General features: G+C 74.2%; 25 protein-coding genes. 2 read left to right on the top strand and 23 right to left on the bottom strand.

The window, feature by feature from the left end; all coding sequences use genetic code 11:
* Positions 1-7: 7 nt before the first annotated feature.
* The 11 genes from MNZ27_RS12595 to pdxR form a co-directional block, all read right to left on the bottom strand.
* Positions 8-412 carry a (deoxy)nucleoside triphosphate pyrophosphohydrolase gene (locus MNZ27_RS12595; RefSeq protein WP_242394427.1) on the bottom strand — a complete coding sequence of 135 codons (405 nt, stop codon included), beginning with the start codon at positions 410-412 and terminating at the stop codon, positions 8-10.
* The gene (locus MNZ27_RS12590; RefSeq protein WP_242394426.1) at positions 409-1,503 is read right to left on the bottom strand and encodes an outer membrane protein assembly factor BamB family protein; all 1,095 of its coding nucleotides are present in this window, start codon (positions 1,501-1,503) and stop codon (positions 409-411) included. The genes MNZ27_RS12595 and MNZ27_RS12590 overlap by 4 nt, the downstream gene beginning before the upstream one ends.
* Positions 1,504-2,232: a tetratricopeptide repeat protein gene (locus MNZ27_RS12585; RefSeq protein WP_242394425.1), complete on the bottom strand. Its 729-nt coding sequence runs from the start codon at positions 2,230-2,232 to the stop codon at positions 1,504-1,506.
* A gap of 123 nt (positions 2,233-2,355) precedes the next feature.
* Positions 2,356-3,738 carry a ribosome biogenesis GTPase Der gene (gene der, locus MNZ27_RS12580; protein WP_242394424.1) on the bottom strand — a complete coding sequence of 461 codons (1,383 nt, stop codon included), beginning with the start codon at positions 3,736-3,738 and terminating at the stop codon, positions 2,356-2,358.
* A gap of 55 nt (positions 3,739-3,793) precedes the next feature.
* Positions 3,794-4,726 (bottom strand): GTPase Era, encoded by a 933-nt coding sequence (gene era, locus MNZ27_RS12575; protein WP_242394423.1) that lies wholly within the window; start codon positions 4,724-4,726, stop codon positions 3,794-3,796.
* A 77-nt stretch (positions 4,727-4,803) separates the two neighbouring features.
* Positions 4,804-5,313, bottom strand: coding sequence for a peptidylprolyl isomerase (locus MNZ27_RS12570; protein WP_242394422.1), 510 nt, complete (start codon positions 5,311-5,313; stop codon positions 4,804-4,806).
* Between the two features lie 69 nt (positions 5,314-5,382).
* Positions 5,383-6,099 (bottom strand): peptidylprolyl isomerase, encoded by a 717-nt coding sequence (locus MNZ27_RS12565; protein WP_242394421.1) that lies wholly within the window; start codon positions 6,097-6,099, stop codon positions 5,383-5,385.
* Between the two features lie 73 nt (positions 6,100-6,172).
* Positions 6,173-7,057, bottom strand: a complete 885-nt coding sequence (gene rnc, locus MNZ27_RS12560; RefSeq protein ID WP_242394420.1) for a ribonuclease III — start codon at positions 7,055-7,057, stop codon at positions 6,173-6,175.
* On the bottom strand, positions 7,054-8,100 hold the full coding sequence (gene meaB, locus MNZ27_RS12555; RefSeq protein ID WP_242394419.1) for a methylmalonyl Co-A mutase-associated GTPase MeaB: 1,047 nt from the start codon (positions 8,098-8,100) through the stop codon (positions 7,054-7,056). Before meaB ends, rnc begins: the two co-directional genes overlap by 4 nt.
* A complete protein-coding gene (locus MNZ27_RS12550; protein WP_242394418.1) occupies positions 8,100-9,407 on the bottom strand; it encodes a hypothetical protein in 1,308 nt (435 codons plus the stop codon). The genes meaB and MNZ27_RS12550 overlap by 1 nt, the downstream gene beginning before the upstream one ends.
* A 331-nt stretch (positions 9,408-9,738) precedes the next feature.
* Entirely contained in the window at positions 9,739-11,211 is a 1,473-nt protein-coding gene (gene pdxR / locus MNZ27_RS12545) for a MocR-like pyridoxine biosynthesis transcription factor PdxR (RefSeq protein ID WP_308197956.1), read from the bottom strand.
* 85 nt (positions 11,212-11,296) lie between these two features.
* Here pdxR and MNZ27_RS12540 point away from each other — a divergent pair, with 85 nt between their 5' ends.
* Both MNZ27_RS12540 and MNZ27_RS12535 read left to right on the top strand, forming a co-directional pair.
* Positions 11,297-11,935, top strand: coding sequence for a pyridoxamine 5'-phosphate oxidase family protein (locus tag MNZ27_RS12540; RefSeq protein ID WP_242394417.1), 639 nt, complete (start codon positions 11,297-11,299; stop codon positions 11,933-11,935).
* Positions 11,936-12,032: 97 nt separating this feature from the next.
* The gene (locus MNZ27_RS12535; protein ID WP_242394416.1) at positions 12,033-12,833 is read left to right on the top strand and encodes a hypothetical protein; all 801 of its coding nucleotides are present in this window, start codon (positions 12,033-12,035) and stop codon (positions 12,831-12,833) included.
* Positions 12,834-12,984: 151 nt separating this feature from the next.
* Here MNZ27_RS12535 and MNZ27_RS12530 read toward each other — a convergent pair whose 3' ends face one another.
* The 12 genes from MNZ27_RS12530 to MNZ27_RS12475 all read right to left on the bottom strand — a co-directional run bounded on the left by MNZ27_RS12530 (position 12,985) and on the right by MNZ27_RS12475 (position 25,019).
* Positions 12,985-14,124: an acyl-CoA dehydrogenase family protein gene (locus MNZ27_RS12530; protein WP_242394415.1), complete on the bottom strand. Its 1,140-nt coding sequence runs from the start codon at positions 14,122-14,124 to the stop codon at positions 12,985-12,987.
* A gap of 55 nt (positions 14,125-14,179) precedes the next feature.
* Positions 14,180-15,754, bottom strand: a complete 1,575-nt coding sequence (locus tag MNZ27_RS12525) for an acyl-CoA carboxylase subunit beta (RefSeq protein ID WP_242394414.1) — start codon at positions 15,752-15,754, stop codon at positions 14,180-14,182.
* A gap of 24 nt (positions 15,755-15,778) precedes the next feature.
* Positions 15,779-16,552: an enoyl-CoA hydratase-related protein gene (locus MNZ27_RS12520; RefSeq protein ID WP_242394413.1), complete on the bottom strand. Its 774-nt coding sequence runs from the start codon at positions 16,550-16,552 to the stop codon at positions 15,779-15,781.
* Between the two features lie 4 nt (positions 16,553-16,556).
* Entirely contained in the window at positions 16,557-17,483 is a 927-nt protein-coding gene (locus MNZ27_RS12515; protein ID WP_242394412.1) for a hydroxymethylglutaryl-CoA lyase, read from the bottom strand.
* Positions 17,484-17,603: 120 nt separating this feature from the next.
* The gene (thiC, locus tag MNZ27_RS12510) at positions 17,604-18,998 is read right to left on the bottom strand and encodes a phosphomethylpyrimidine synthase ThiC (protein ID WP_242394411.1); all 1,395 of its coding nucleotides are present in this window, start codon (positions 18,996-18,998) and stop codon (positions 17,604-17,606) included.
* 174 nt (positions 18,999-19,172) lie between these two features.
* Positions 19,173-20,462, bottom strand: coding sequence for a phosphopyruvate hydratase (gene eno, locus MNZ27_RS12505; protein ID WP_242394410.1), 1,290 nt, complete (start codon positions 20,460-20,462; stop codon positions 19,173-19,175).
* Positions 20,463-20,646: 184 nt separating this feature from the next.
* Entirely contained in the window at positions 20,647-20,835 is a 189-nt protein-coding gene (locus tag MNZ27_RS12500; RefSeq protein ID WP_242394409.1) for a hypothetical protein, read from the bottom strand.
* Positions 20,836-21,144: 309 nt separating this feature from the next.
* Positions 21,145-21,624 (bottom strand): type II toxin-antitoxin system RatA family toxin, encoded by a 480-nt coding sequence (locus MNZ27_RS12495; protein WP_242394408.1) that lies wholly within the window; start codon positions 21,622-21,624, stop codon positions 21,145-21,147.
* Positions 21,625-21,705: 81 nt separating this feature from the next.
* Entirely contained in the window at positions 21,706-22,143 is a 438-nt protein-coding gene (locus MNZ27_RS12490) for an acyl-CoA thioesterase (protein WP_242394407.1), read from the bottom strand.
* A 28-nt stretch (positions 22,144-22,171) separates the two neighbouring features.
* Positions 22,172-23,482: a homoserine dehydrogenase gene (locus MNZ27_RS12485; RefSeq protein WP_242394406.1), complete on the bottom strand. Its 1,311-nt coding sequence runs from the start codon at positions 23,480-23,482 to the stop codon at positions 22,172-22,174.
* A complete protein-coding gene (locus MNZ27_RS12480) occupies positions 23,482-24,075 on the bottom strand; it encodes a hypothetical protein (protein ID WP_242394405.1) in 594 nt (197 codons plus the stop codon). Before MNZ27_RS12480 ends, MNZ27_RS12485 begins: the two co-directional genes overlap by 1 nt.
* Before the next feature lie 50 nt (positions 24,076-24,125).
* Entirely contained in the window at positions 24,126-25,019 is an 894-nt protein-coding gene (locus MNZ27_RS12475) for a HEAT repeat domain-containing protein (protein WP_242394404.1), read from the bottom strand.
* Positions 25,020-25,193: the final 174 nt, after the last annotated feature.

Raw genomic sequence — 25,193 nt, 5'->3', positions numbered from 1 at the left:
TCGACGATCAGCTCCGGGCCGCGCTCGCGCGGGCGAGCTCGGGGAGCACCGCGCGGTCCGCCTCGAGGAAGTCGTAGCCGCCGAGGGCGTCGGCGGCCGGCCAGGCGATCTCCGCCACGCCGAGCGTCCGGGGCGCCGCGCCGTCCGGGAGCCGGCCCGCGTAGAACGCCAGCTCCACCTCGAGGTCCGGGTACGCGTGGGCGTGCCGCAGGAGCAGCGGCCCGACCTCGATCGCACAGCCGAGCTCCTCCGCGATCTCCCGCCGGAGGGCCTCGGGCTCGCTCTCGCCGGGCTCGACCTTCCCGCCCGGGAACTCCCACTGCCCGGGGCGGCCGGGCCGGTCGGGCCGGCGGGTCACGAGGAGCGCGTCCCCGCGCCGGACCACCGCCGCGACGACGAGGAGCCGCTTCACGACAGATCGAGGGCGAACAGCGTCCCGCCGTTCGAGAGGACGTACATCCGCCCGCCCAAAACGCCGGGCTCGCTCGACACGCCGGTGCCGGGATCGAAGACGCGCAGCGTGCGTCCGGTGGAGGCCTCGAGGAACCGGAGGCCGCCCCGGCCGGCCGGCACCGCGATCCACGCGCCGACGAACACCGGCGCGCTCGCCGGCGCCCCGACGAGCGGCGCCGTCCACCGCGGCGCCCCGGTGTCGCGGGCGAGGCCGTACACCGAGTTCGTGCTGACGGCGACCACCATGCCGGCGTTCACCGCGACCCGCGCCGCGCCCGGGGCCCGGAACGTCCAGACCGTGTCGCCCGTCTTCGCGTCGAGCGCCAGGACGGCGCCCGAGTACGCCGCCGCGTAGAGCCGCCCGTCCTCCACCTGGAGCCCGTCCACGTCGAGGTAGTCGCCCGGGGGCGCGACCGCGCGCTCCCACAGGACGCGGCCGTTGAGCGCGTCGAGCGCCGCGACCCAGCCATCCGAGTAGCCCGCGTACGCGACGCCGCCCCGCACCGCCGCCCGCGCCGCGCCGCGGATGGTGAAGCCCGAGCGCGTCTCGCGGCGGTGGTGCCACTTCCACGCCCCGGTCCGGGCGTCCACGGCGAAGAGCGTGTCCGCCAGGCTCGCGACGAGCACCGTGTCCTCGGCGACGACGGGCTGCGTCCCGAGCTCCTCCCGCGCCTCGTAGCGCCAGCGCTCCTTGCCCGTGGCGAGCGCGATCGCGTACAGCCGGCCGTCGCTCGCCCCGGCGTAGACCGTGCCCTCGGCGATCGCCGGCGGCGCGTTGAACGCGCCGGCCGCGTGGAACTCCCAGGCGATCTTCCCGTCCGGGCGGAGGGCGTGGAGCCACCCGTCCCGCGTCCCGAACACGACGACGCCCGTCTCGGGATCGACCGCGGCGCCCCCCGACTCGAGCGGGTTCACCTCGAGCGGCTCCGCCGGCGCGATCCGGCGCTCCCACGCCACCGAGTAGAGCGCGAGCGGCGCGGGCGGGAGCCGGGACGAGAGGCCCGCCGGCGCCGCGGCGAGCGCGAGGGCGAGCGCGGCGGCGCTCGTCATCTACTGGCCACCCAGCCCGGCGAGCCGCTGCGCGGCCTCGGCGACGAGCACCGACTTCTCGTGGTTCTTGGCGAACCCAGCCAGGATCGCCTTCGCCTCGGCGCCCTTCCCCGCCTGCTGGAGCACGCGGGCCCGCTCGAGGTCGGCGCGGTCCGCGAACCCCGGCGCGTCCTTCGCCATCCGCTCGTAGGCCTTGGCGGCGCCGTCGAGATCGCCCTTCGCCTCGGTGATCAGCGCGAGCCCCTCGAGCGCGCCGAAGCGCAGCGAGTCCTTCCTCGGCGCGGCCGCGAGGAACTTCTCGTACGCGTCCTTCGCCGCGTCCCACTCGCGGAGGGCGTAGTGCGCGTCGCCCTTCGAGAGGAGCGCGAGGTCGCCGGGGCCGGTGCCGGGGTGGCCGGCGAGGAGCCGGTCCGCGGCGGCGACGATCGCGCGCTGCTTCGCCTCGTCCGTGGGGAACGACGGTCCCGGGGCGCCCGGGACCGCGTCCGGGCCGACCGGGGCCGCGAGCGTCACGAGCAGCTCGGCCCCCGCGGAGCCCGCAGCCGCCTGGCGACGCCCCTGGACGAGCGCGGCGATCGCCACCACGAGGATCACCACGACGGCCACGGCGCCCGCGACGAGCACGTGCCGCTTGCGGGACGCGAGCCAGCTCGCCGCCTGCGTCGCGGCCTCCTGGAACTTGTCCGGCTCCTTCATGTCCTTGCGGGTGATGACCGTGCTCTTCGACATGGGACCTCTCCGGGGACGTCTCGGGACGCGAAACGGGAGAAACCTGAGGAAAACCGCGCCAATCTAGGCGGGCAACCGGGGGTCGTCAAGCGAAAGCCGGCCCGCGGAGGCCTCGCCCGCAGGTCACCTGGGGGCTCGGCTCCGGCGCTTGCGCTCCCGGAACACCAGCCGCATCGGGACCTCGAGGCCGAACGCGTCCCGGAACCGGTTCTCCACGTACCGCCGGTACTGGTCGGCCATGTCCTCGGGGTGGCTCGACTGGATGACGAAGGTCGGCGGGGCGTAGGCGACCTGGGCGACGTAGTAGAGCTTCACCCTGCGGCCGTGGACGATCGGCGCGGGGTGCTCGTCCTGGAGCGCCTCGAGGAGCTCGTTGAGCTGCGGCGTCGGGAAGCGCGCGCGGTACTGCTCGACCAGCCGGGCCGCCTGGTCGAGGACCCGGGCCACGCCGCGCCGCTCCTTGGCGGAGACGAACACCATCGGCGCGAAGGCGACGAACGGGAGCCGCTTCGTGAGCTCCTGGCGGTACCAGTCCTGGGTCGCGCCCTCTCGCTCGGCGACGTCCCACTTGTTCACGACGACGACGAGGGCCTTGCCCTTCTCCACGACGAGGCCGAGCAGGCGTGCGTCCTGCTCGACGCCCGCCTCGGTCGCGTCCAGCACGCACGCGACCACCTCCGCGTCGTCGATGGCCCGCATCGCGCGCACGACCGAGTACGCCTCGACCTCGAGGGCGATGGAGCGCTTGCGCCGGATCCCCGCGGTGTCGGTCACGACGAACCGCTGGCCGCGGTGCTCGACGATCGAGTCGATGGCGTCGCGGGTCGTGCCCGGCACGTCGGAGACCACGAAGCGCTCCGCGCCGAGCAGCGCGTTCACGAGCGTGCTCTTGCCGACGTTGGGGCGGCCCACGATGGCGATCCGGACGTCCCCGCGCGGCTGGTCCGCCTCCTGGACCTCCTGCGGCTCCTCCCGGTCCTCCGGCGGGGGCGGCGGCGCCGGCAGCGCGAGCGCCGCGACGACCGTGTCCACGAGCTCGCCCACGCCGCGGCCGTGCTCCGCGGACACCGCCTGCACCTCCCCGAAGCCGAGCTCGTAGAAGTCGGCGAGCGGGATGGCGCCCTCCGTCGCCGCGGTGTCCACCTTGTTCACGGCCACGAAGAGCGGCTTCCCCGAGCGCCGGAGCAGGTCCGCCACGGAGCGGTCGATCTCGGTGAGCCCCTCGCGGCCGTCCACCACGAGCACCACCGCGCTCGCCTCCTCCACCGCGAGCTGCGCCTGCTGCCGGACCTGCGCCATGAGCCGGTCGCGCGACTCCGGCTCGAACCCGCCGGTGTCCACCACCGAGAGGGAGCGCCCGTCCCACACGAAGTCGGCGTAGTTCCGGTCGCGGGTGACGCCGGGGACGTCCTGGACGATCGCGGCGCGCCGGCCGACGATCCGGTTGAAGAGCGTGGACTTGCCGACGTTGGGTCGGCCCACGAGCGCGATCAGCGGTCTCGTCATCGCTGCCCCTGGCCGGGCTCGGGGCGCCCCCGGGCGGCGTGAGCTCCGTGGCGGTTCATAGCCCCAGCCTCCTGATCGTCGCGTCGCTCTCGCTCCAGCGCTCGTCCACCTTCACGACGAGGGAGAGGAACACCTTGCAGCCGAGCAGCCGCTCGAGCTGCTTGCGGGCGCCGGTGCCGATCGCCTTCAGCATCGCCCCGCCCTTCCCGATCACGATGGCCTTCTGGGACTCGCGCTCGACGGAGATCACGGCGGAGATCCGGACGAGCCCGCCGCCCTCGCGGCGCTCGGACTCGTCGAACTCCTCGACCGTGACCGCCGCGGCGTACGGGATCTCCTGGCGCGTCAGGAGCATCACCTGCTCGCGGACGTACTCGGCGGCGAGCTGGCGCTCGGCCTGGTCGGTGAGGACGTCCGGCGGGAAGAGCGGCGCGTCGGACTCGGGCAGGTGCGCCGCGATCGCCTCGACGAGCCGGTCCACGTTCTCGCCCGTCAGGCCCGAGAACGGGACGATCTCCGTCCACGCGTGCAGGTCCTTGTACGCGGCGATCACCGGCAGCAGCGTCGGCCGCGGCGCGCGATCCATCTTGGAGACGCCGAGGATCGCGGGCTTGCCGGACCGCCGCACCTCCTCGATCGCCCAGCGCGTCGCCTCGCCGATCTCGACCCGCCCGTCCGGCCCGGTCCCCGCCTCGACCAGCATGAGGACCGCGTCCACCTCGGAGAGCGTCTGGAGCGCGGTCTCCACCATCCGGCGGTTGAGCACCCCCTTCGCGCGGTGCAGCCCGGGGGTGTCGAAGAAGGCGAGCTGCGCCCCCGCGACGTTGTGGACGCCGAGGATCCGGGTGCGGGTCGTCTGGGGGCGCGGCGAGACGATGGCCACGTGCTCGCCGAGGATCCGGTTGAGCAGCGTGGACTTGCCGACGTTGGGGCGCCCCACGATGGCGACGAAGCCGGCGTGGAACGGGGACTTCCTGTTCTTGGTCATGAGGTGATCGCGCCCGGACGCGGAGGGGGTCTCCGGGTCCGGGCGTCTGGGAGTGTGGACGGCAGGCGTCCGGCCGCTCAGGCCGGCTGCGCGCCGCGGGTGATGACGACCTTGTCGAGCTTCACCTTCGAGTTGCCGGTCCGGGCGATCTTGGCGACCAGCTCGCCGCCCTTCACGACCTCGCCGAAGATGGTGTGGTGGCGGTCGAGGTGCGGCGTCGGCACCTCCGTGATGAAGAACTGCGAGCCGTTGGTGTTCGGCCCGGCGTTCGCCATCGCGAGGAGGAAGGGCCGGTCGAACCGGTTGTCCGGGCCGAGCTCGTCCTCGAACCGGTAGCCGGGACCGCCGGTCCCGTTCCCGAGCGGGTCGCCGCCCTGGATCATGAAGTCCGGGATGACGCGGTGGAACGCCGTGCCGTCGTAGAGCGGCGTCTTCACCTTTTGCCGGGTTCGCGGGTCGGTCCACTCCCGCGTGCCCTCCGCGAGCTCCACGAAGTTGGCCACCGTCTTCGGCGCCTTCTCCGGCAGCAGCTTCACCACGATGTCGCCGAGGGACGTCTTGAACGTCGCGTAGACCTGCTCCGCCATCGCTTCCTCCGCCGGCCCCTGCGGGCCGCTCGAGGGCGGCGCGCGCGCGCCGCCCGGGGATCGCCTTCCCTACCTGCAGGTCGGCGGCTGGCTCTGGATCGTCACCTTCACGAGCCGGGTCTGGGAGTTGCCCGCGCGGGCGATCAGCCCGACGAGCTCGCACCCGCACACGCCGCGGCCGAACCGCGTGTACCCGCACACGCCGGACCGGGAGCCGCAGGCCCGCGGCTCGAGCTGCGGCACGCTCGCCCCGGAGCCCTCCGTGATGAAGAACTGCGAGCCGTTCGTGTCGGGGCCGGAGTTCGCCATCGCGAGCACGCACGGCTTGTCGAAGAGGATCGTCCCGGGCGCCGGGAGCTCGTCCTCGAACTTGTACCCGGGGCCGGACACGCCGAACGGCACGCCCTTCGCCGACGAGGCGCCGAGCGGCGCCTCCCGCGTCGCCGGGTCGCCACCCTGGATCATGAAGCCGGGGATGACGCGGTGGAACAGCGTCCCGTCGAAGTACGGCCCGCGCTTCTCGGCCTGCGTGATCGGGTCGGCGTAGGCCTTCTTGCCCGTCGCGAGGTCCACGAAGTTCGCGACCGTCCGCGGCGCCTCGCCGGGGAGGAGCTTCACGCCGATCTTGCCGCGGGAGGTCTCGAAGACCGCGTAGAGCTCCCGGGGGGCGGGCGCGCGCGCGGCGGGCTTCGCGCCCTTCGCCGCCTGCCCGGGCGCCTGGGCGCTCGCGGCCGAGGCGATCGCGCACAGGCCGAGCGCGATCGCGGAGAGAGTCGATCTCGTCATGCGGCGGGATGCTAGTCGCGACCCCCCGACGCGGCAAATGGAAAGCGCCGGCGTGGTGCGACCGGCCACGCCGTCAGCGCTTGGCTCGCGACCCCTTGCGGGCCTTCGCGGCCCCGGCGCGCTCCCCCGCGCGAGGGCTGTCGGCGGGTGTGGGCTCGCCGGCATCCGGCGCCTGGGGCGCCTCGGCCGGCGGCGCCGGCGGCCCGTCCGGCTCCGCGGGAGCCGGCTCGGCGAACCGCGCCGCGAGGGCGTCGAGGGCGATCTTCGCGGCGGCCTGCTCCGCATCCTTCTTCGATCGTCCGGTGCCCTGCCCGAGCACCTCGCCGCGGAGGTCGATCGAGATCTCGAACGTCTTCGAGTGGTCCGGGCCGTGCTCCGCGACGACGCGGTAGCGCGGCGTCGCCCGGAGCCGGCTCTGGGCGAGCTCCTGGAGCTGGGTCTTGTAGTCCCGGTCGAGCGTGCCGGCCGCGGCCCGGGCGAAGGCGTCCTGGAGGAAGCGGTCCACGAACTGCAGCACCGGGGCCAGCCCCGACTGCAGGAACACCGCCGCGATCACCGCCTCCATGGCGTCGGCGAGGAGCGACGACTTGTTCCGGCCGCCGGTGAGCTCCTCCCCGCGACCGAGGCGGAGCAGCTCCCCGAGCTCGATGGCGCGCGCCATGTCCGAGAGGCCCTGCTCGTCCACCACCGCGGCGCGCATCTTCGAGAGCTCGCCCTCGCGCGCGGCGGGGAAGCGCGCCATGAGGCGGTGCGACACCGCGAGGTCCACGACCGCGTCGCCGAGGAACTCGAGCCGCTCGTTGTCGCGGAGCCCCTCCTCGTCGCGGTGCTCGTTGACGTACGACTTGTGCGTGAGCGCCCTCAGCGCGAGCACCCGGTCGGGCAGCGCGAGGCCGAGGCGGCGCTCGAGCGCGGCGACGGGATCCGCGGCGTCGGGGGGCTGGGCCGCGTCGCTCACGGCGTCCCCTCCGCCGGACCCGCGAGCCGCGCGGCGAGCTCCTCCGCGAGCTGGTACGGATCCGCCTCCCGCGCGGCGATCCGCGCCGCGACGGCGTCGAGGTGGCCCATCTCGGCCTCGAGGCGGGCCAGCGCCCCGGCGAGCAGCCGCTCGCGCAGCACCGTCACGAAGCCGGCGCGCGCCCGCGCCACCTCGCGGGCGCGCAGGCCGCCGGAGCGCTCGAGGAAGGCGCGGTGGGCCTCGACCGCCCGGGCCAGCTCCTCGACGCCCTGGTCCTTCACCGCGACGGTCCTCACGATGGGCGGCTCCCACTCGCCCTCCGGGAGCGCCGCGGCGGCGGGGGTGCCGTGGAGCCGGTGCGCCGCGTCGTGATCGTGATCGACGGGGCGGCCCAGCACCGTCCGGCGCAGCTCGAGCATGACCTGCAGGTCGCGCACGGCCCGGTCGGCACCGTCGCGGTCGGCCTTGTTCACCGCGAACACGTCGGCGATCTCGAGGACGCCCGCCTTGATGGCCTGCACGTCGTCGCCGAGCCCGGGCACCGAGACGACCACGACGGTGTGGGCGAGGGAGGCGACCTCGATCTCGTCCTGGCCCACGCCGACGGTCTCGACGAGGACGACGTCCTTGCCCATGGCGTCCATCACCTGGACCAGCTCCGCGGTGGAGCGCGACAGGCCGCCGAGGTGGCCGCGGGTCCCGAGGGACCGGATGAACACGCCCTCGTCGAGGGCGTGGTCCTGCATCCGGATCCGGTCGCCCAGGATCGCGCCGCCGGTGAACGGGCTCGTCGGGTCCACCGCGACGACCCCCACGGTCTTGCCGGCGCGGCGGTAGTGGGCGATGAGGCGATCGGTGAGGGACGACTTCCCCGCCCCCGGCGCGCCGGTGAGCCCCACGACGTACGCGTGGCCGGTCCGCGGGAGGAGGCTGCGGAGCGCCGCCTCCGCCGCGGGCAGCCGATCGTCGAGGTCGCGCATCAGGCGCGCCGCCGCGCGGACGTCGCCGGCGAGGATCCGGGCCGCGAGATCTCCGGCGGCCATCAGTACGCCGCCCCCTCGGGCACGAAGTTCGCCACGAGGATCGCCGTCGACATCTTGCGCGGGCCGCCCATGGGCTGCCGCTGGCGATCGAGCTGCCGGTAGATCACGTTGCCCTCCTGCACCTGGTCGATCTGGACGAGGAGGCGCCACCCGCCCCGGTCGTTGGTGAACACCGCCTCGAAGTCCGAGCGCTTCAGGACCCGCGCCGCGCCGTAGGGCTTCCCGTCGATGTCGGTGCCGACGTAGCGGACCTCGGTCGGCCCCGCCTCCTCGACCACGACGCTCATCACCCAGATCTCGCCCGGGTGCGGCATGAGGTGGCTCGGCACGCTCGCGGCGCCGCCGCCCACCTCCACCGCCGGGCCGACGTCCGGCGGGGGCTCCACCTCGGGGGCGCCGAGGGCGCGGGCGACGACGTGGCTCGTCCCGGGGAAGCTCTCGAGATCGAAGCGGTCCGCCCAGACGTCGCCGTTCGGGCCGATGAGCCGCCCCTTGAACCGCGTCCCCATCTCGCGCGTCGCGACGAAGCGGAGCCGGGTGTTGCCGTAGACGAACTCCTGGACCAGCTCGACCATCGCGTTCGGCGCGAGGATCGCCTCCTCCCCGAACACGCGGGCGAGGGCGGCGAGCGTGAGGGCGTTCCGCGGCGGCGGCGTCGCGACCACGCTCGCGCTGCCGGCGGCGGACCGCGGCGCGGCGGGCGCCGCCTGCATCCGCCCCACCGCGCTCGCGAGGTAGCGCTCGAGCTCGGCCGGCGTCGCGTACTCGGCGAGCGCGAGCGGCGGGAACGTCGCGGCGACCTCGAACGGCTGGCCCTGCACCGGCGCGACGCGCGAGACACGCACCGCGTCCACGCCGCCGAGGATCTCGAACGCGTGAGCGGCGGTCTTCACCACCGCCCGCACGGCGAGCCGCTCGGGATCGAACGCCGCCTCGAGCCGGAGCGCCCGCATCCGCGCGGCGACGTCCTGCAGCGCCGCGGCGTGGCGCCCGCACGCCTGCGCGACGGCCTGCTCCAGGGAGGCGCTCCGCTCGTGCTCGTAGAAGCTCACCTCGCCGAGGACGGCCAGCGGCAGGTCGAGGAACCGGAGCTTGTCGTGCCCGGCGACGACGAACCGCGCCCGCGGGATCGGCTGGCCGGTGGCGGGGTGGACGACCCGCCCGGAGAAGGCGAGCTCGCCCTCGAGCGTCTCGCGATCCGCGGCGAGGCGGACCGGCACGCCGAGCGCGGAGAGCTTGCGGGAGGCGATCTGGTTCAGCCGCTCCCGGGGGATCTTGCCGATGATGGTGTGTTCGCCTTCGGACATTTCGTTCCGGGGGAGCTCGCCCCGGGGGCCACCGAGCACTGCCCCCCGCGCGCGCCGGCCTCGAGGCCGCCGCGCCCGCGCCCTCCTGTTCGCGCGAGAGACTACCTCAGAATCTCGCGGCTGATGACCATCCGCTGCACCTCGCTCCATCGGAGGCCCACCGGTTGCCTGCCCTTCCGCCTCGTCGCTCGGGTGACGCACGCCGGGCACGGGCAGAGCGCGGGGTCGCCAGGCGAGGACCGTGACCAGCGCGCCCTCGGATCGGACGCTTGTCAAGCCCGCCCCACGGTCGTCGCGATCCGCAAGTGTTCCGCGCCCAGCGGGGCGCCGCCTAGCCCTTCCGGCAGGCCGCTCCGAACGCGGACTCGAGCCGCCGCACCGCCTCGGCGAGCTCCTGCTCGTCGTGGCGGCCGAACCCGAGGCGCACGTTCGGGCGCGGGCGGCCGTCCGCCGCGAAGACGCGGCCGGGCTGGATCGCGACGCCGCGCGCGAGGGCCGCGGCGGCCCACGCCTCCGGATCGACGCCGCGGTCCACCTCGCACCAGAGAGCCATCCCGCCGGGTGGCATCCGGAACCGCAGCCGGTCGCCGAACGTGGCGCGGAGGCGGTCCGCGAGCGCGGCGCGCCGCCCAGCGAGGATCCGCCGCGTCCGCCAGACGTGCCGCTGGAGCTCGCCCTCCTCGAGGAGCTCCGCGACCGCGGCCTCCACCGAGAGATCGCCCTGGCGATCGAGATAGGCGCGGTGCGTCGCGATCCGATCGAGCGCGTCGGGTGTCGCCGCAAGCCATCCGACCCGGAGCCCCGGCGCGAGCACCTTCGAGAGCGTGCCCACGTAGACGACCAAGCCCCCGGCGTCCGCGCTCGCCAGCGGTAGTACCGGTCGGCCGTCGTAGTGGAACTCGGCGTCGTAATCGTCCTCGACGACGAGGAGGCCTTCGCGGCGCGCGAGGTCGAGCAGCGCGAGCCGACGGCCCGGCGCGAGCGTCACGGTGGTCGGGTACTGATGGTGCGGGGTGACGTAGACCGCGCGGACCTTCTCCGCGCGCACGCGCTCCGCGAGCGCCGCCACGTCGAGCCCCTCCGCGTCGATCGGCACGGCGACCAAGCGCAGGCCCGCGAGCCGGAACGTCTCCCACGCCATGTGGTACCCGAGCGCCTCGACCGCGACGGTGTCGCCCGGCCGGAGCAGCGCGCGGGCGATGAGCGAGAGCGCGCCCTGCGAGCCGGGCGTCACCACGAGCCCGTCCGCCCCCGACACGATCCCCCGTGTCGACGCGAGCATCGCCGCGAGCGCGGCGCGGAGGCGTGGGTGACCGCGCGGGTCGCCGTACGAGAGGCCATCGCGCCGGCGCAGCGCGCGACGGTAAGCACGAGAGAGCGCGGCGGACGGGACGAGCCTCGGATCGGGTGTCCCTCCGAGGAGCATGTACTTCGCGCTCGAAGCGATCTCGTCCGCCGCGAGCGGCGCCGGTGCGGGGGGAAGCGGGAAGCCCGCTGCGCGCGCCGGGCCGGCTGGCGCCGGCGCGAACCGGCGGGGTGGCCGCGCCGGGATCGTCTCCGTGACGAATGTCCCGCGCGCGGCGAGCGTACGGATCCAGCCCTCGGCGACGAGCTCCGCGTACGCGGCCAGGACCGTGTTCCGGTGGACCCGGAGCGTCGCGGCGAGCGCGCGCGACGACGGGAGCGGCGCTCCCGCCGGCAGCGCGCCGGCGCGGATCCGGCCCGCGATGGCGCGAGCGATCTGGAGGAACACCGGGGTGGGGTCGCCCCGGTCGAGCGCGAGGGTGGTCTCGAAGCGGCGCACTGGTCCATCCAGCTTAACGGAACTGGACCTTTTCGGTAGGCCAGTTCGGCGGCAACCTCGGGGCATGCGCAGGGAGATCTTCCGGATGCCGCGGGACCGCGCGCTGGCGCTCCTGCGCCGCGCGCCGCTCGTCCACCTCGCCTCGACCACCCCCGACGGCTCGCCCGTCCTCCGGGCGCTCGACGTTGCCGTGCTCGACGACGGGATCGCGTTCCACGGCTCGCCCACGGGGGAGAAGACGCGGTGCGTGGGCCGCGCGGCGGTCGTCTCGGCCGAGGAGGTGATCGCGCACCTCCCGAGCTACTTCACGGATCCCGAGCGCGCCTGCCCCGCCACGACGCTCTATCGCAGCGTCCAGATCCACGGGACGGTTCGCGCCGTCGAGGAGCCGGCGCGCAAGGCGGCCGCGCTCGAGGCGCTCGTGCGGCGGTGGCAACCGGAGGGGAGCTACCGCCCCATCGACCCGACCACGCCCATGTACCGCACGGCGGTCGCGGGAGTGCTCGTCCTCGAGGTGACCTTCGACTCCGTGGACGGGAAGGAGAAGCTCCTCCAGCACCGCCGTCCAGAGGAGATCCGCACGATCGTCGCGCGGCTGCGGGAGCGGAACGCGCCCGGGGACGCCGCGGCGATCGACGCGATCCTCCAGGCAAGCCCCGCCGCGTTCGCGCCGACCGCCGCCTCCCAAGCGCTTCCCTGCGCCTCCGCGCGCCCCTCGCGGTGAGGGGCTTCCGCGTCATCCGCTCCAGGGCCCCTGAACGCCAAGCCGCGCATCGCGACCGGACACGTCTGGTGCGGGATGTGACGTATAGTCTCGTCTGATGTCGCTCGCCCTCGTCCTCTTCGCCCTCCACGTCGCGGCCGCGCCCGCGCCCGCGCTCTCCGCGTCCGAACGGCGGTACCTCGATGCCCGCGCCGCGGCCAACGCCCGCTTCGCGGACGCTGACACGGAGAGCCCCGACGAGGGGGACCGGGCACGCGCCGAACTGGCTGCCCAGCTTCGGACGATCGTGGGTCCGGTGCGGCTCGCCGGGATCGAAGGTCCGGGCGAGCCCGCTTACGAAGGATTCTGGGGCGTCGGCTCACAGGAGATGGCGGACGGCCTGTCATTCAAGTGGCGCGGGAGCAATCTCTTCGTCACGACCCCGGCCTTGTTCGCGCGCACAGCGGTCACCACCCAGCCCATTGACGACCAGACCGTGGACGAGATCCTGGTCAGCAGGACCGTGATCGTCGACGCGGCCTACACCACCTTCACTGCGGTCCCGGTACGGCACGGACCGTCAACCCTGTTGGCCCGAGCGTCCGTCGGCCTGGTGGCACAGGACATCGGCCCCTGGCCTCCCAAGACCCTGGTGGTGCACGTTGAACGGGGCGGCCGGGTCTACGTGGTGGGCACGGACCTGAGCCCGGGTCTCGAACAGGTCGCGGCCTGCAAGGCGAAGTGGGACCCACGTATGCGCGAGGCAGCCTTTGCCCGCTATCGCCGCTGCGTCGGAGCTGTGCTCCCCACGCGCCCGTCCTTCGCTGCGGTGATCCGCCGGGCCCAGGCGATCGTGGACGCCCTGCAAGCGGACGATCCGCCGGGGCTGGCCGCTGAGCGACGGCCCGAGGCCAAGTAGGCAGAGCCTTGGCCGGCCAGGTTGGCCGCCACAATCCCGTGCCGGCCCATCGTGGACGAGCAGACGCGGGGAGCGGCTCGCGGTCATGCTGTTCCCGCGCGGCGACGACCCGTGGGGCCACCTCCATCAGGACACCGCGAACGAGGGGCGATCAGCGCAGAATCTCGCGGCTGATGACCATCCGCTGCACCTCGCTCGTCCCCTCCCCGATCTCGCAGAGCTTCGCGTCGCGGAGGTACCGCTCCACGGGGAAGTCCCGGAGGTAGCCGTAGCCGCCGTGGATCTGGATCGCCTTCGAGGTCGCGCGCATCGCGGCCTCGCTGGCGAAGAGCTTCGCCATCGAGGCCTGCTCGGCGAAGGGCAGGCCCGCCTCGCACCGCAGCGCGGCCCGCTGCACCAGCAGCCGCGCCGCGGCGAGCTCCGTGGCCATGTCCGCGAGCATGAACCGGATCGCCTGGAACTCGGCGATCGGCCTCCCGAACGCCCGGCGCTCCTTCGCGTAGGCCAGCGCCTCCTCGAGCGCCCCGCGGGCGAGGCCGACCGCCAGCGCCCCGATGGTGATCCGACCCCGGTCGAGGATGCGGAGGGTGTCCGTGAACCCCTCCCCCACCGCCCCGAGCCGCTGCGCGTCCGGCACCTCCACCTCGTCGAGGTGCAGCTCGGCCGTGTCGGAGCTGCGCATCCCGAGCTTCCCGTGGATGGCGCGCTGCGTGAAGCCGCGCATCCCCGGCTCGAGGACGAAGGCCGTGATCCCGTGCTGCCGGCGCGACGGATCGGTGCTCGCGAGGACGACGTACGTGCCGGCGACGGTCCCTTGCGTGATGAACGTCTTGGTCCCGGTCAGCACCCACCGGTCGCCCCGCCGGACCGCGGTGGTCCGCAGCGCCGCGGCGTCCGACCCGCTCCCGGGCTCCGTGAGCGCCCAGGCCGCGAGCTTCTCCCCGCGGGCGAGCGCCGGGAGGTACCGCCGGCGCTGCTCCTCGGTGCCGAAGTGCACGATGTGGCTCGTGCCGAGCCCGTTGTGGCTCGCCACCGTGAGCGCGAGCGAGCCGTCGAACCGCGCGACCTCCTCCACCACGGTCGCCACGGCGAGGGCGCCGAGCCCGGCGCCGCCGTACTCCTCGGGGACCGCGATCCCCATGATCCCGAGCCCGCCGAGCCGCGCGACCAGCTCCCGCGGGAAGGCCTCCGCCTCGTCCCACGCCCGCGCGTGCGGCTTCACCTCCGCCTCGCAGAACGTCCGGACCGTGCGCTGGATCGCGACCAGCTCCTCGGGCAGCTCGAAGTCCATGGGCTCCTCCTCCGGCGTCCCCCGCCGCGCGTCGAGCGCGCGAGGGGGCGGGCCGTCACACGGGGGGCACGCCGCGCTTCCGCCGGCGCGGCGGCTCGTGGTTCTCGGCGTAGAACCGGAACCGGCGCGCGAGCTCGTCACGCAGCCGCGCGCCCGGGACGACCGCGTCCACCGCGAGCTCGCTCGCGAGCTTCACGAGGTCGATGTCCCGCCGGTACTCCTCGCGGAGCGCGGCGACGTACGCGGCCCGCTCCCCCTCCGGCCGCTCCTGGACCTTGTTGAAGTAGACGGCGTTCACCGCCGCCTCCGGCCCCATCACCGCGATCATCGCCTGCGGGAGCGCGAGCGTCGCGGACGGGCCGAACCCCGGGCCGTCCATCGCGTAGAGGCCGGCGCCGTACGCCTTGCGGACCACCACGCAGATGCGGGGGACCGTCGCCTCGGAGACGGCGCTGATCATCTTCGCGCCGGCGCGGATGATGCCGGCCCGCTCGACCTTCGTCCCGATCATGAACCCCGGCACGTCGGCGAGGTAGAGGAGCGGCACGTTGAACGCGTCGCAGAGCCAGATGAAGCGCGCCGCCTTGTCGGCGGAGTCCACGAAGAGCACCCCGCCCTTCACCCGCGGCTGGTTCGCGAGGATCCCCACCACCCGGCCGTCGATCCGCGCGAGCCCGGTGAGCAGCTCGCCCGCCCAGAGCCGCTTCACCTCGAGGAAGGACCCCTCGTCCACGATCGCCTCGACCAGCTCCGCCATGTCGAACGGCTTGTTCTGATCCGGCGGGACGATCTCCTCGATCGGCCGGGCGCCGGCGCGCGGCCAGCGGGCCGGCGCCGCCGGGGGCAGCCGAGCGTGGTTCTGCGGCAGGTACGAGAGCCAGCGGCGCGCGAGCGCGAGGGCCTCCTCCTCGGAGCGCACGAGGAAGTCGCCGCACCCCGAGACCGTGCAGTGCATCCGGGCGCCGCCCAGCTCCTCGAGGCTCACCTTCTCGCCGATGACCATCTCCGCCATCCGCGGCGAGCCGAGGTACATCGAGGCGTTCCCCTCGACCATGACGACCACATCGCAGAACGCCGGGATGTACGCCCCGCCCGCCGCCGACGGGCCGAACAGCAGGCAGATCTGCGGGACGAGGCCGGAGAGGTGCACCTCGTTGTGGAAGATGCGCCCCGCCCCCCGCCGCCCCGGGAACATCTCGACCTGATCGGTGATCCGCGCCCCGGCCGAGTCCACCAGGTAGAGCAGCGGGAGCTTCCGGTCGGCGGCGACCTCCTGGATCCGGAGGATCTTCTCGACGGTGCGGGCGCCCCAGCTCCCCGCCTTGACCGTGGAGTCGTTCGCCATGACGCACACGGCGCGGCCGTCCACGGTGCCGAGGCCGGTGATCACGGCGTCCGCGGGCAGCTCCGGGTCGAGCGCGTTCGCGAGCGCGCCGTCCTCCACGAACGAGCCCGGGTCGAGGAGGAGGCGGAGCCGCTCGCGGGCGAAGAGCTTCCCCTGCTCGGCGTTCTTCTGGTGGTACCGCGGGGCGCCGCCCCGCTCGATCCGCGCCAGCTCGCGCGCGATCCGCTGGTCCGCGCTCTCCTCGGGCTGCTCGGCGGCAGGATCGGGCGTTCCGTCCGCGTCCATGTCGGCCTCCCCCGCGGGGCCGGCTCACTCGCCGGTGAAGACCGGCGCCCGCTTCTCGGCGAACGCGCGGAGCGCCTCCACGCGATCCTTCGTCCTCATGCAGTCCTGGTACAGCCGGTGCTCGAGGTCGAGCGCCTCCTCGAGCGGCAGGTGGAAGCCGCCGTCGATGGCGCGCTTCGCCTGGCGCAGCGACACCGGCGCGTTCCGGGAGAGGCGCGCCGCGAGGTCGAGCGCGTCCGCCAGGAGCCGCTGCGGCGGCGAGAGCCGGCTCACGAGCCCCATCGCGAGGGCCTCCGCCGCCCCGCACCGCCGCGCGGTGAGCACGAGGTCCTTGGCGCGGGCGACGCCGATCAGGCGCGCGAGGCGCTGCGTCCCGCCGCCGCCGGGGATGATCCCGAGCGACACCTCCGGCAGGCCGAGCTGCGCCGCGTCCGACGCGATCCGCAGGTCGCAGGCGAGGGCGAGCTCGAGCCCCCCGCCGAGGGCGGCGCCGTTCAGGGCGGCGACGAAGGGCTGGGGCGCCTCCTCGATGGCGCGCAGGGCGCGGCGGAGGCCGTCGTGAAAGGTCTGGACGTCGTCCGGGCTCATGCGCGCCCGCTCCTTGAGATCCGCCCCCGCGCAGAACGCCTTGTCCCCGGCGCCGGTCAGGACCACGACGCGCAGCGCACGGTCGGCCGCGGCGCGGGCGAGGTGATCGCCGAGCTCGCGCAGCATCGCCATCGAGATGGCGTTCCGGCGGTCCTCGCCGTCGATCGTCCAGACCTCCGCCTCGCCCCGCCGCTCGATCCGGAACTCCATCCCGTCACCCTCCCGCCCGCGCGAGCTCCGCCTGGAGCGCCTTGCCCGGCAGGCGGCGCCCGACGAGCCGCTCCGCGAGCGCCCCCGCGGCGACGAGCTCCTTCCAGCGGACCCCCGTCTCGAACCCCATCCCGTCCAGCATGTAGACGAGGTCCTCCGTGGCGAGGTTTCCGGACGCCCCCGGCGCGTACGGGCACCCGCCGAGCCCGCCGATCGCCGCGTCGAACGTGCGGATCCCCGCCTCGAGGCCGGCGAGCACGTTCGCGAGGGCCGCGCCGCGCGTGTCGTGCATGTGGAGCGCGAGCTGCTCCGGGCGCGCCCGCCGGAGGAGGAGGTCGAGGATCCGGCGTGTCTGATCCGGGTTGCCGACCCCGATCGTGTCGCCGAGCGACACCTGCTCGCAGCCGAGCGCGAGGAGGCGATCGACGATCCCGGCCGCGCGGGCCGGGTCCACCGCCCCCTCGTAGGGGCAGCCCCACACCGTGGACACGTAGCCCCGGACCTCGAGCCCGTGACCGCGCAGGGCGGGGACCAGCGCCTCGAGCTCGGCCAGCGTCTGCGCGATGGTCCGGTCGAGGTTCTTCCGGTTGTGCGTCTCCGAGGCGGAGAGGAACACCGCCGCCGTCACGGGCGGATGGCCCGGCCCCGCCCTCCGCAGAGCGTCCTCGAGCCGCTCGAGCCCCTTCGCGTTCGGGACGAGCGCGCCGTACGTGACGCCGGGGACGGCCGGGAGCGCCGCGACCACGTCGGCGGCGTCGGCGAGCTGCGGGATCCAGCGGGGCGACACGAAGCTCGTCGCCTCGATGCGGGGGAGCCCGGCGCGCGCGAGGGCGGCCAGGAGCGCGAGCTTGTCGCCCGTCGCGACGACCTTCGCCTCGTTCTGCAGGCCGTCCCGCGGTCCGACCTCGTAGACCGTCACCCGCCGCGCCATCGCGCGGGATCCTTAGCTGGACGCCGCGCGCGCTCGCGATCCCGCGTGGGGCGACGGCCTGCACGGCGCCCGGCCGAGCGGGGCGCCGCCGAGGGGGCCGGCCGGACCGCCGTGGGGCGGCTACGAGGCGGTCTGCGAGGAACCCCCGGCGCGGAGGGCCTCGGCCTGCTCACGATCGGGGCAGTCCGCCGCCGCGGCCGCCGCGAGGTGCCCGTGGATCTTCATCGAGCAGAACTTCGGGCCGCACATCGAGCAGAACTCCGCGGACTTGAACGCCTCGTGCGGGAGGGTCTCGTCGTGCTTCGCGCGCGCGGTCTCGGGGTCCAGCGAGAGCTCGAACTGCTTCTTCCAGTCGAACGCGTAGCGGGCGCGGGAGAGCGCGTCGTCGCGGTCGCGCGCGCCCGGCCGGTGGCGGGCCACGTCGGCGGCGTGGGCGGCGATCTTGTACGCGACGATCCCCTCGCGGACGTCGTCCACGTCGGGGAGGCCGAGGTGCTCGGCGGGCGTGACGTAGCAGAGCATCGCCGCGCCGTGCTGGGCGGCGACCGCCGCGCCGATCGCGCTGGTGATGTGGTCGTAGCCGGGCGCGACGTCGGTCACGAGGGGCCCGAGCACGTAGAACGGGGCCTCGTCGCAGAGCTCCCGCTCCTTCTCCATGTTCATCGGGATCTGGTCGAGCGGCACGTGGCCCGGCCCCTCCACCATGACCTGGACGTCGTGCTGCCAGGCCTTGCGCGTGAGCTCGCCGAGGACCTTCAGCTCGGCGAACTGCGCGGCGTCGGAGGCGTCGGCGAGGCAGCCGGGGCGGAGGCCGTCGCCGAGGGAGAACGTCACGTCGTACTTCGCGAAGATCTCGCAGATCGCGTCGAAGTGCGTGTAGAGCGGGTTCTCCGCCTTGTTCGCGAGCATCCACTGCGCCATGAGCGCGCCCCCGCGGGAGACGATCCCGGTGACGCGGTGCGCGGCGAGCGGGATGAAGTCGCGGAGCAGCCCCGCGTGGATCGTCATGTAGTCCACGCCCTGCGCCGCCTGGGCCTCGATGATCTCGAGGAGCTGGGACGGCGTGAGGTCCTCCACGTCCTTCACGTGCTGGAGGCACTCGTAGATCGGCACGGTGCCCACCGGGAGCGGGCTCGCCCGGAGGATCGCCTCCCGGATCTGCGGGATGTCGCCGCCCGTGGAGAGATCCATCACGGTGTCGGCGCCGTACTTCAGGCAGACGCGGAGCTTGGAGAGCTCATCCTCGATGTTGGAGACCACCGCGCTGTTGCCGATGTTCGCGTTGATCTTGCAGGTGGCGGCGACCCCGATCGCGGCCGGCTCGAGCTCCGGGTGGCGCACGTTCGCCGGGATCACCATCCGCCCGCGCGCGATCTCGGCCCGGACGAGCTCCGGCTCGAGCCGCTCGCGGGCCGCGACGAAGGCCATCTCCTCCGTGATCACGCCCTGCCGCGCGAAGTGCATCTGGCTCTGGTTCGAACGGTCCCGACGCTTGGCGATCCACTCCGCGCGCATGCACACCTGCCTTTGTCCGGCGATGTAAGGGACGCGAAACGTAGCGGGCGACCCGCGGCGTGTCAACGCGCCACGCCCGCTCCGGCCGGGGGAGATCGCCCGGCCCGCCGGCGGAGGACGCGCCGACGACCGGCGCGTCCTCCTGGCCGAGCGGGAGCCCGCCCGGCCGCCGACCTACCGCAGCGCCGCGAAGGCGCTCCGGCCGGCGTACCGGGCCTGCTTCCCGAGCTCCTCCTCGATGCGGAGGAGCTGGTTGTACTTCGCGATCCGATCGGTGCGCGACGCGGAGCCGGTCTTGATCTGCCCGCAGTCGCAGGCCACCGAGAGGTCGGCGATGGTGGTGTCCTCGGTCTCGCCGGAGCGGTGGCTCATCACGCTCGTGTAGCCGGCGCGGTGCGCCATCCGCACCGCCTCGAGGGTCTCGGTGAGCGAGCCGATCTGGTTCACCTTCACGAGGATCGAGTTCGCGACGCCGGCCTCGATGCCGCGCGAGAGCCGGGCCACGTTCGTGACGAAGAGGTCGTCGCCGACGAGCTGGACCTTCCCGCCCAGCCGCTCCGTGAGGAGCTTCCAGGTCGCCCAGTCGTCCTCGTCGCAGCCGTCCTCGATCGAGACGATCGGGTACTTCTTCACGAGCCCCTCGTAGAAGTCCACGAGGCCCTTCCCGTCGAAGGTCTTCCCCTCGCCCGCGAGGACGTACCTCGCCTTCGCCTTGTCGTAGAACTCCGACGAGGCGCAGTCGAGCGCGAGGCCGACCTGCTTGCCGGGCTCGAGGCCCGCGGCCCGGATCGCGTCCATGATGACGGCGAGCGCCTCCTCGTTCGAGGAGAGGCTCGGGGCGTAGCCGCCCTCGTCGCCGACGCCCGTCGCGGCGCCCTTCCCCTTCAGCACCTTCTTCAGCGCGTGGAAGATCTCCGCGCCGTAGCGGAGCGCCTCGGCGAAGGTCGGGGCGCCGAGCGGGACGACCATGAACTCCTGGATGTCCACGTTCGAGTCGGCGTGGGCGCCGCCGTTCAGGATGTTCATGAGCGGCACGGGGAGCGTCCGGGCGCCGACGCCGCCGACGTAGCGGTAGAGCGGCAGCTCGTGCGCCTTGGCGGCCGCCTTGGCCGCGGCGAGCGAGACCCCGAGGATCGCGTTCGCGCCCAGCTTCGACTTGGTCGGCGTGCCGTCCAGCTCGATCATGCGGGCGTCGAGCGCCGCCTGATCCGACGCGTCCATCCCGACCACCGCCGGCCCGATCGCGTCGAGCACGTTCGAGACGGCCTTGCGGACGCCCTTCCCCAGGTAGCGGCTCTTGTCGCCGTCCCGGAGCTCGAGCGCCTCGTGCTCGCCGGTGGACGCGCCCGACGGCACCGCCGCCCGGCCCACGTCGCCCGTGCCTACCGCCACCTCGACCTCGACCGTCGGATTACCTCGGGAGTCGAGGATCTCCCGCGCGGTCACGTTGATGATCTCGGTCACTGGAACCCTCCTCCGGTCGGCGCGACGCCTGGTGCGCCGCAGGTCCGCCGAGGTCGGGGAATGTGCCCGGTGCCGCGCGGCGCCGTCAAACGATTTCCACCCGGGGGAGGCCCCGAAAAGAAACGAGCGCGAACCCGCAGGTCCGCGCTCCGCGCGCCGCTTCGCCGCTGGCGAGCGACGTCTGCTAGCTCGAATAATCGATGATGACGACCCCGCGGTCGCGATCCTGGGAGGGCTCCTCGTTCCGCCGCGTCGGCCGCGACGGGGCGCGCGGCACCGGGAGCTCGGCGACCGGACGATCGTCCCGCTCCTTCCGGCGTTCCCGCCGCCTGATCTCCTCGATGACGTAGGCGTCCAGCATCGTTCTCTCCATGCCTCGTCTCGCCGATCCCTTCCGATTCACTCCTTGCGCTGCAAGCCCCGTTCCCTCGCCGGTTTCCCTCAGCCGCGGGAGAGCCACGAAAGCGTGCGCCCTTCAGTCATAACGACGCCGCGCGGCCCTGCATCATTCATTACGACCCCTTCGAGCCGCCATGGGTCCTGCGAAGCTCATCCGGGGGCCGCCGGCAGGGGCTGCGCACGCCCCCGTCCAGCTCCTCGCGGACGTGCAAACCTTGCTGGCCATCGTGACGCCCGGGCCCACCGTGCTGCCCGGGCCCACCCACACCGCCGGCGGGAGATCTCAGCCGCGCTCGGCGCGTTGCTTGAAGGCCTGCAGGGTGCGGGGAAGCTGCACGCGTGTCAGCTCGTCGCTCACCCGGTCGAGGACCGCCTGGGGGACGAGCGGCGGCTTCGAGAGCTGCACCTCGACCGAGTACCTCGCCCGCGTGCCCGCGCCCTCCGGGGCCAGCTCCCACGAGCCGTTCGAGACCTTCATCAGCTCGCCGGAGACGAGCGACCAGCTCACGCGCGACGGCCGGCTCTCCTGGTGGCGGAGCACGTAACGGATCCGCTTGATGCCGAGGTCGAGCTCGTACTGGACGTCTCGGACGCCGGCCCGCTCCGCACCCGGGCGGCACGCCTTGATGCCGGGCACGAACTCCGGGTAGCGCGCGTAGTCCACGACGACCTCGTAGAAGCGCTCGATCGGCACGCCGACCACGATCTCCTGCGACACCACCGCCATCATCCGCTCCTCGCGCCCTCCCCGGGCGCCGTTCACCCGAAACTACGCGATGGCGTCCGGCGCGCCCGCCCGGCCGCCCGCTCCACCGCGACCACCGGGAGCGCCCACCGCCTGGACTCACGGAGCGTCCACGCCCTCCGCGCGCTTCCTCTGGGGTGCGGCCTCGCCCTCGGTCAGCCGCTCGAGCAGCTCGCGGGGCATGCGCTGCAGCCGCCCCTCGAGATCGACGCAGGCGTGCACGGTGAACCCCGTGGCGAGGAGCGTGTCCTCCCTCAGGAGCCGGTACTCGAACCGCGCCGAGGCGCGCCGCGCCTCGACCAGGGAGACCTCGAGCGCGAGCAAGTCGTCGTAGCGGGCCGGGCTCCGGTAGCTCACCCCCGCCTCGACCACCGGGAGCAGCAGCCGGTGCCCCTGCTCGAAGTCGCGGTAGCGGAGCCCCTTCGCGCGGATGAACTCGTTCCGCCCCGCCTCGAAGAAGCGGAGGTAGTTCGCGTAGTAGACGACCCCCATCTGATCGGTGTCGCCGTAGATGACCCGGAGCTCGGTGCGGACCACGGATCCCTCCCCGCGCGCGCCGCCCGGGCTACGCGACCTCGATCCGGATGAGCCGCGTGGGGGCGAGGATGGTCGAGTCGTGGTCGATGTCCGCGATCGCGGTCCGGAGATCCTTCTCGCGCGCCGCGTGGGTCACGATGACGAGCGGCACCGGCTTGCCCTGGTCGTTCTGCTCGCGCTGCTGCACCGCGGCGATCGAGATGTGGTGGTCGGCGAGCCGCGAGGCGATCCGCGCGAGCACGCCGGGGGCGTCCTTCACGGAGAAGTTCAGGTAGTACGCGCAGCGCACCTCGTCGTGCCCCTGGACCTCGACGAGCGGGTGCTCGGGCGGCAGCGGCACGCGCCCGGGGCTCCCGGAGAGGATGTTCCGGGTGAGGTCGATGATGTCGGAGACGACGGCGCTGCCGGTGGGCATGGCGCCGGCGCCCTGGCCGTAGAGCATGGACGGGCCGAGGGCCTCGGAGTGGAGCACCACCGCGTTCATCGCGCCGCGCACGCCCGCGAGGAGCGAGCCCGCCGGGATGAACGCGGGGTGGACGCGCGCCTCGATCCGGTCCGGTCCGCCGTCCGTGGTGGTGCGCCGGGCGATGGCGAGGAGCTTGAGCGCGTAGCCGAACTCCTTGCCCCACCGGAAGTCCTCCGGCTTGAGCCCCATGATCCCCTCGGTGAGGACGTCCTGCGGCCGGAGCCGGGCGCCGAAGGCGAGCTGGGCGAGGATGCAGAGCTTCTGGGCGGCGTCGCCGCCGGAGACGTCGAGCGTCGGGTCGGCCTCGGCGTACCCGAGCCGCTGCGCCTCCGCGAGCGCGACCTCGATGGGCTCGCCGCGCTCGGCCATGGCGGAGAGGATGAAGTTGGTCGTGCCGTTCACGATGCCGTGCAGGGCGGTGATCCGGTCGGAGGCGAGCGCCTCCCGGAGCGTCCGGATGATGGGGACGCCGCCGCACGCCGCGGCCTCGTAGTAGACGTCCACGCCCTTCTGCCGCGCGAGCCGGAAGATCTCCTCGCCGCGCGCGGCGAGGAGCGCCTTGTTCGCGGTGACGACGTGCTTGCCGCGCTCGAGCGCGGCCTTGACCAACTCGAACGCCTGGTTCACTCCGCCGATCAGCTCGACCACCACGGCGATCTCCGGATCCTCGACGAGATCCATGAGCCGCGTCGTGAGGATCGCCGGGTCCACGTCCACCGGGCGCTCCTTCTCCGGGTGGCGCAGGCCGATGCGGCGGACGACGATCCGCGCCCCGAGCCGCTCCTCGAGCTCTCCGGCGTGCCGCCGGAGGATGGAGAGCACCCCGCCGCCCACGACCCCGAACCCGGCGATCCCGATCCCGACCTCGCGCATCACTTGCGACCCCCGACCTCGTAGGACTGGAGCACCGCCCGGACGAGCGGCGTGACCTCACCCTTCACCAGCGCGAACGTCTCGAGCCGCACCGGCCCGACCCCGGGCGCGTAGGCGATCTCGAGCACGTGGTCCGTCTCCGCGCTCGCGCGGTTGTGGGCGCGCACCCGGACGCACCCCTCGAACGTGCCGGCCGGCGTCGCGACCGTCTCGCCCACGCCGACGATCTCGAACCGCTCGGTGGAGCCGAGCGCGACCACCGACGACCACGACCTCCCCTTCTCGAGCGGCGCGCACAGGAGCCGGCGGAGCCGGTCGTGGAGGCAGTCGCGGTCGGCGCGCAGCTCGCCGCGCTCGTTGTCGCGGAAGTAGCCGTCGGGGGTCCGCGCGAGGATGCGGACGGTCCGCGTCGTGCCCCGGCCCTCGGGCGGCAGCGCGGGGGACTCGTCCACGTAGGTCCACGAGCGACCGACGGCGAGCGGGAAGTAGTCTGCGGGCGAGCTCTTCGGCGTGGCGGCGGCGGGCGCGGACGGCCCCCCGTGGGCGCAGGCGACGGCGAGCGCGAGGAGCGGGAGCGCGGAGCGGGGCGTCATCACCGCCGCATCTTAGCGGAAAACCGGGCGCGAGCGGGCGCGGCCGGGCCTCACCGTCCCGCTGCGACCCGCCCGGCGGCCTCCTGGCGCTGCCGCGCGTCCATCTCCTCGAGCGCCTCCCGCGCGGAGCGCTGCACGCGCGGGTCCAAGTGCCCGGCCTCGACCGTGAGCAGGTACCCGCGCGCCTCCGGGCCGCCGATGTCGCCGATGACCCGCGCGAGCCGGGCGGTGAGCGCGGGATCGCCCTTGCGCGAGAGGTCGATGAGCGGTCCGACCGCGCGACGATCGCGGAGCTGCGCCAGGGCCCCCACCGCGCGCATCACGATCTCCGGATCCGGGTCCTCGAGCCGCGCCACCAGGGCGGGCAGCGCGGTCGCGTCGCGCCGCTCGGCCAGCGCCCGCACCGCGTGTCCCCTCACCCGCGCGTCCTGCGAGGACAGATCGGCGATCACCTCGCCGGTCGGCTTGGCGGCCTCCTTCCGGGCGAGCGCGAGCCCTGCGGCGGCCCCGCGCGCGGCGCCTGCGAGGGCGCGCGACCAGGCCTCCGCCGGGGTCGAGCCGGCGAGCGGCGCGCTGCCCGTCCCGGTCTCGCGCGCGTCGAGCCCCGCGGCTCCCTCGGGGGGCACGAGCTGGATCTCGACGCTCACCTCGACCGCCGGGCGATCGCCGCTCGGCGCCGAGAGGCGCACGGCGAGCACGTCGACCCGCGCCGTGTGCGCCGCGCGGACGTCCGCCCCCTTGCGGAAGCCCTCGGCGACGAGCGCGTCACGCGCCGCACGCTCCAGCGCCGCCTCGTCCAGCCCGGCCTCCCGCAGCGGCTCCGCGAGCGCGCCCTGGGCGACGCGGACGGCTCCGACGTCGATCCTCGGCCCTCGCTGGCAGCCCGCGCCGGCGACGGACAGCGCGCCGGCGAGGCAGAGGATCGCGTGACGGAGCGCGCGCATCGCTTTACCGGGAGTCCTCGCCACCCTGGGGCGGCGGTGGAAGCGGCGGTGGCCGCTCGGGCGAGCGCTCGGGAGCGGGGCCGGGCGGCGCGGCAGCGGCGGCCGGCGCCGGCTCGGACGGCGCCGCGGAAGCTGCCGGCGCGGGCGCCGGTCCGGCAGGCATCGCGGACGCCG

Source organism: Anaeromyxobacter oryzisoli (assembly GCF_022690765.1).
Lineage (GTDB): Bacteria > Myxococcota > Myxococcia > Myxococcales > Anaeromyxobacteraceae > Anaeromyxobacter > Anaeromyxobacter oryzisoli.
Note: the sequence above shows the minus strand (reverse complement) of the source record. Positions and strands in the feature narration are given on the sequence as shown.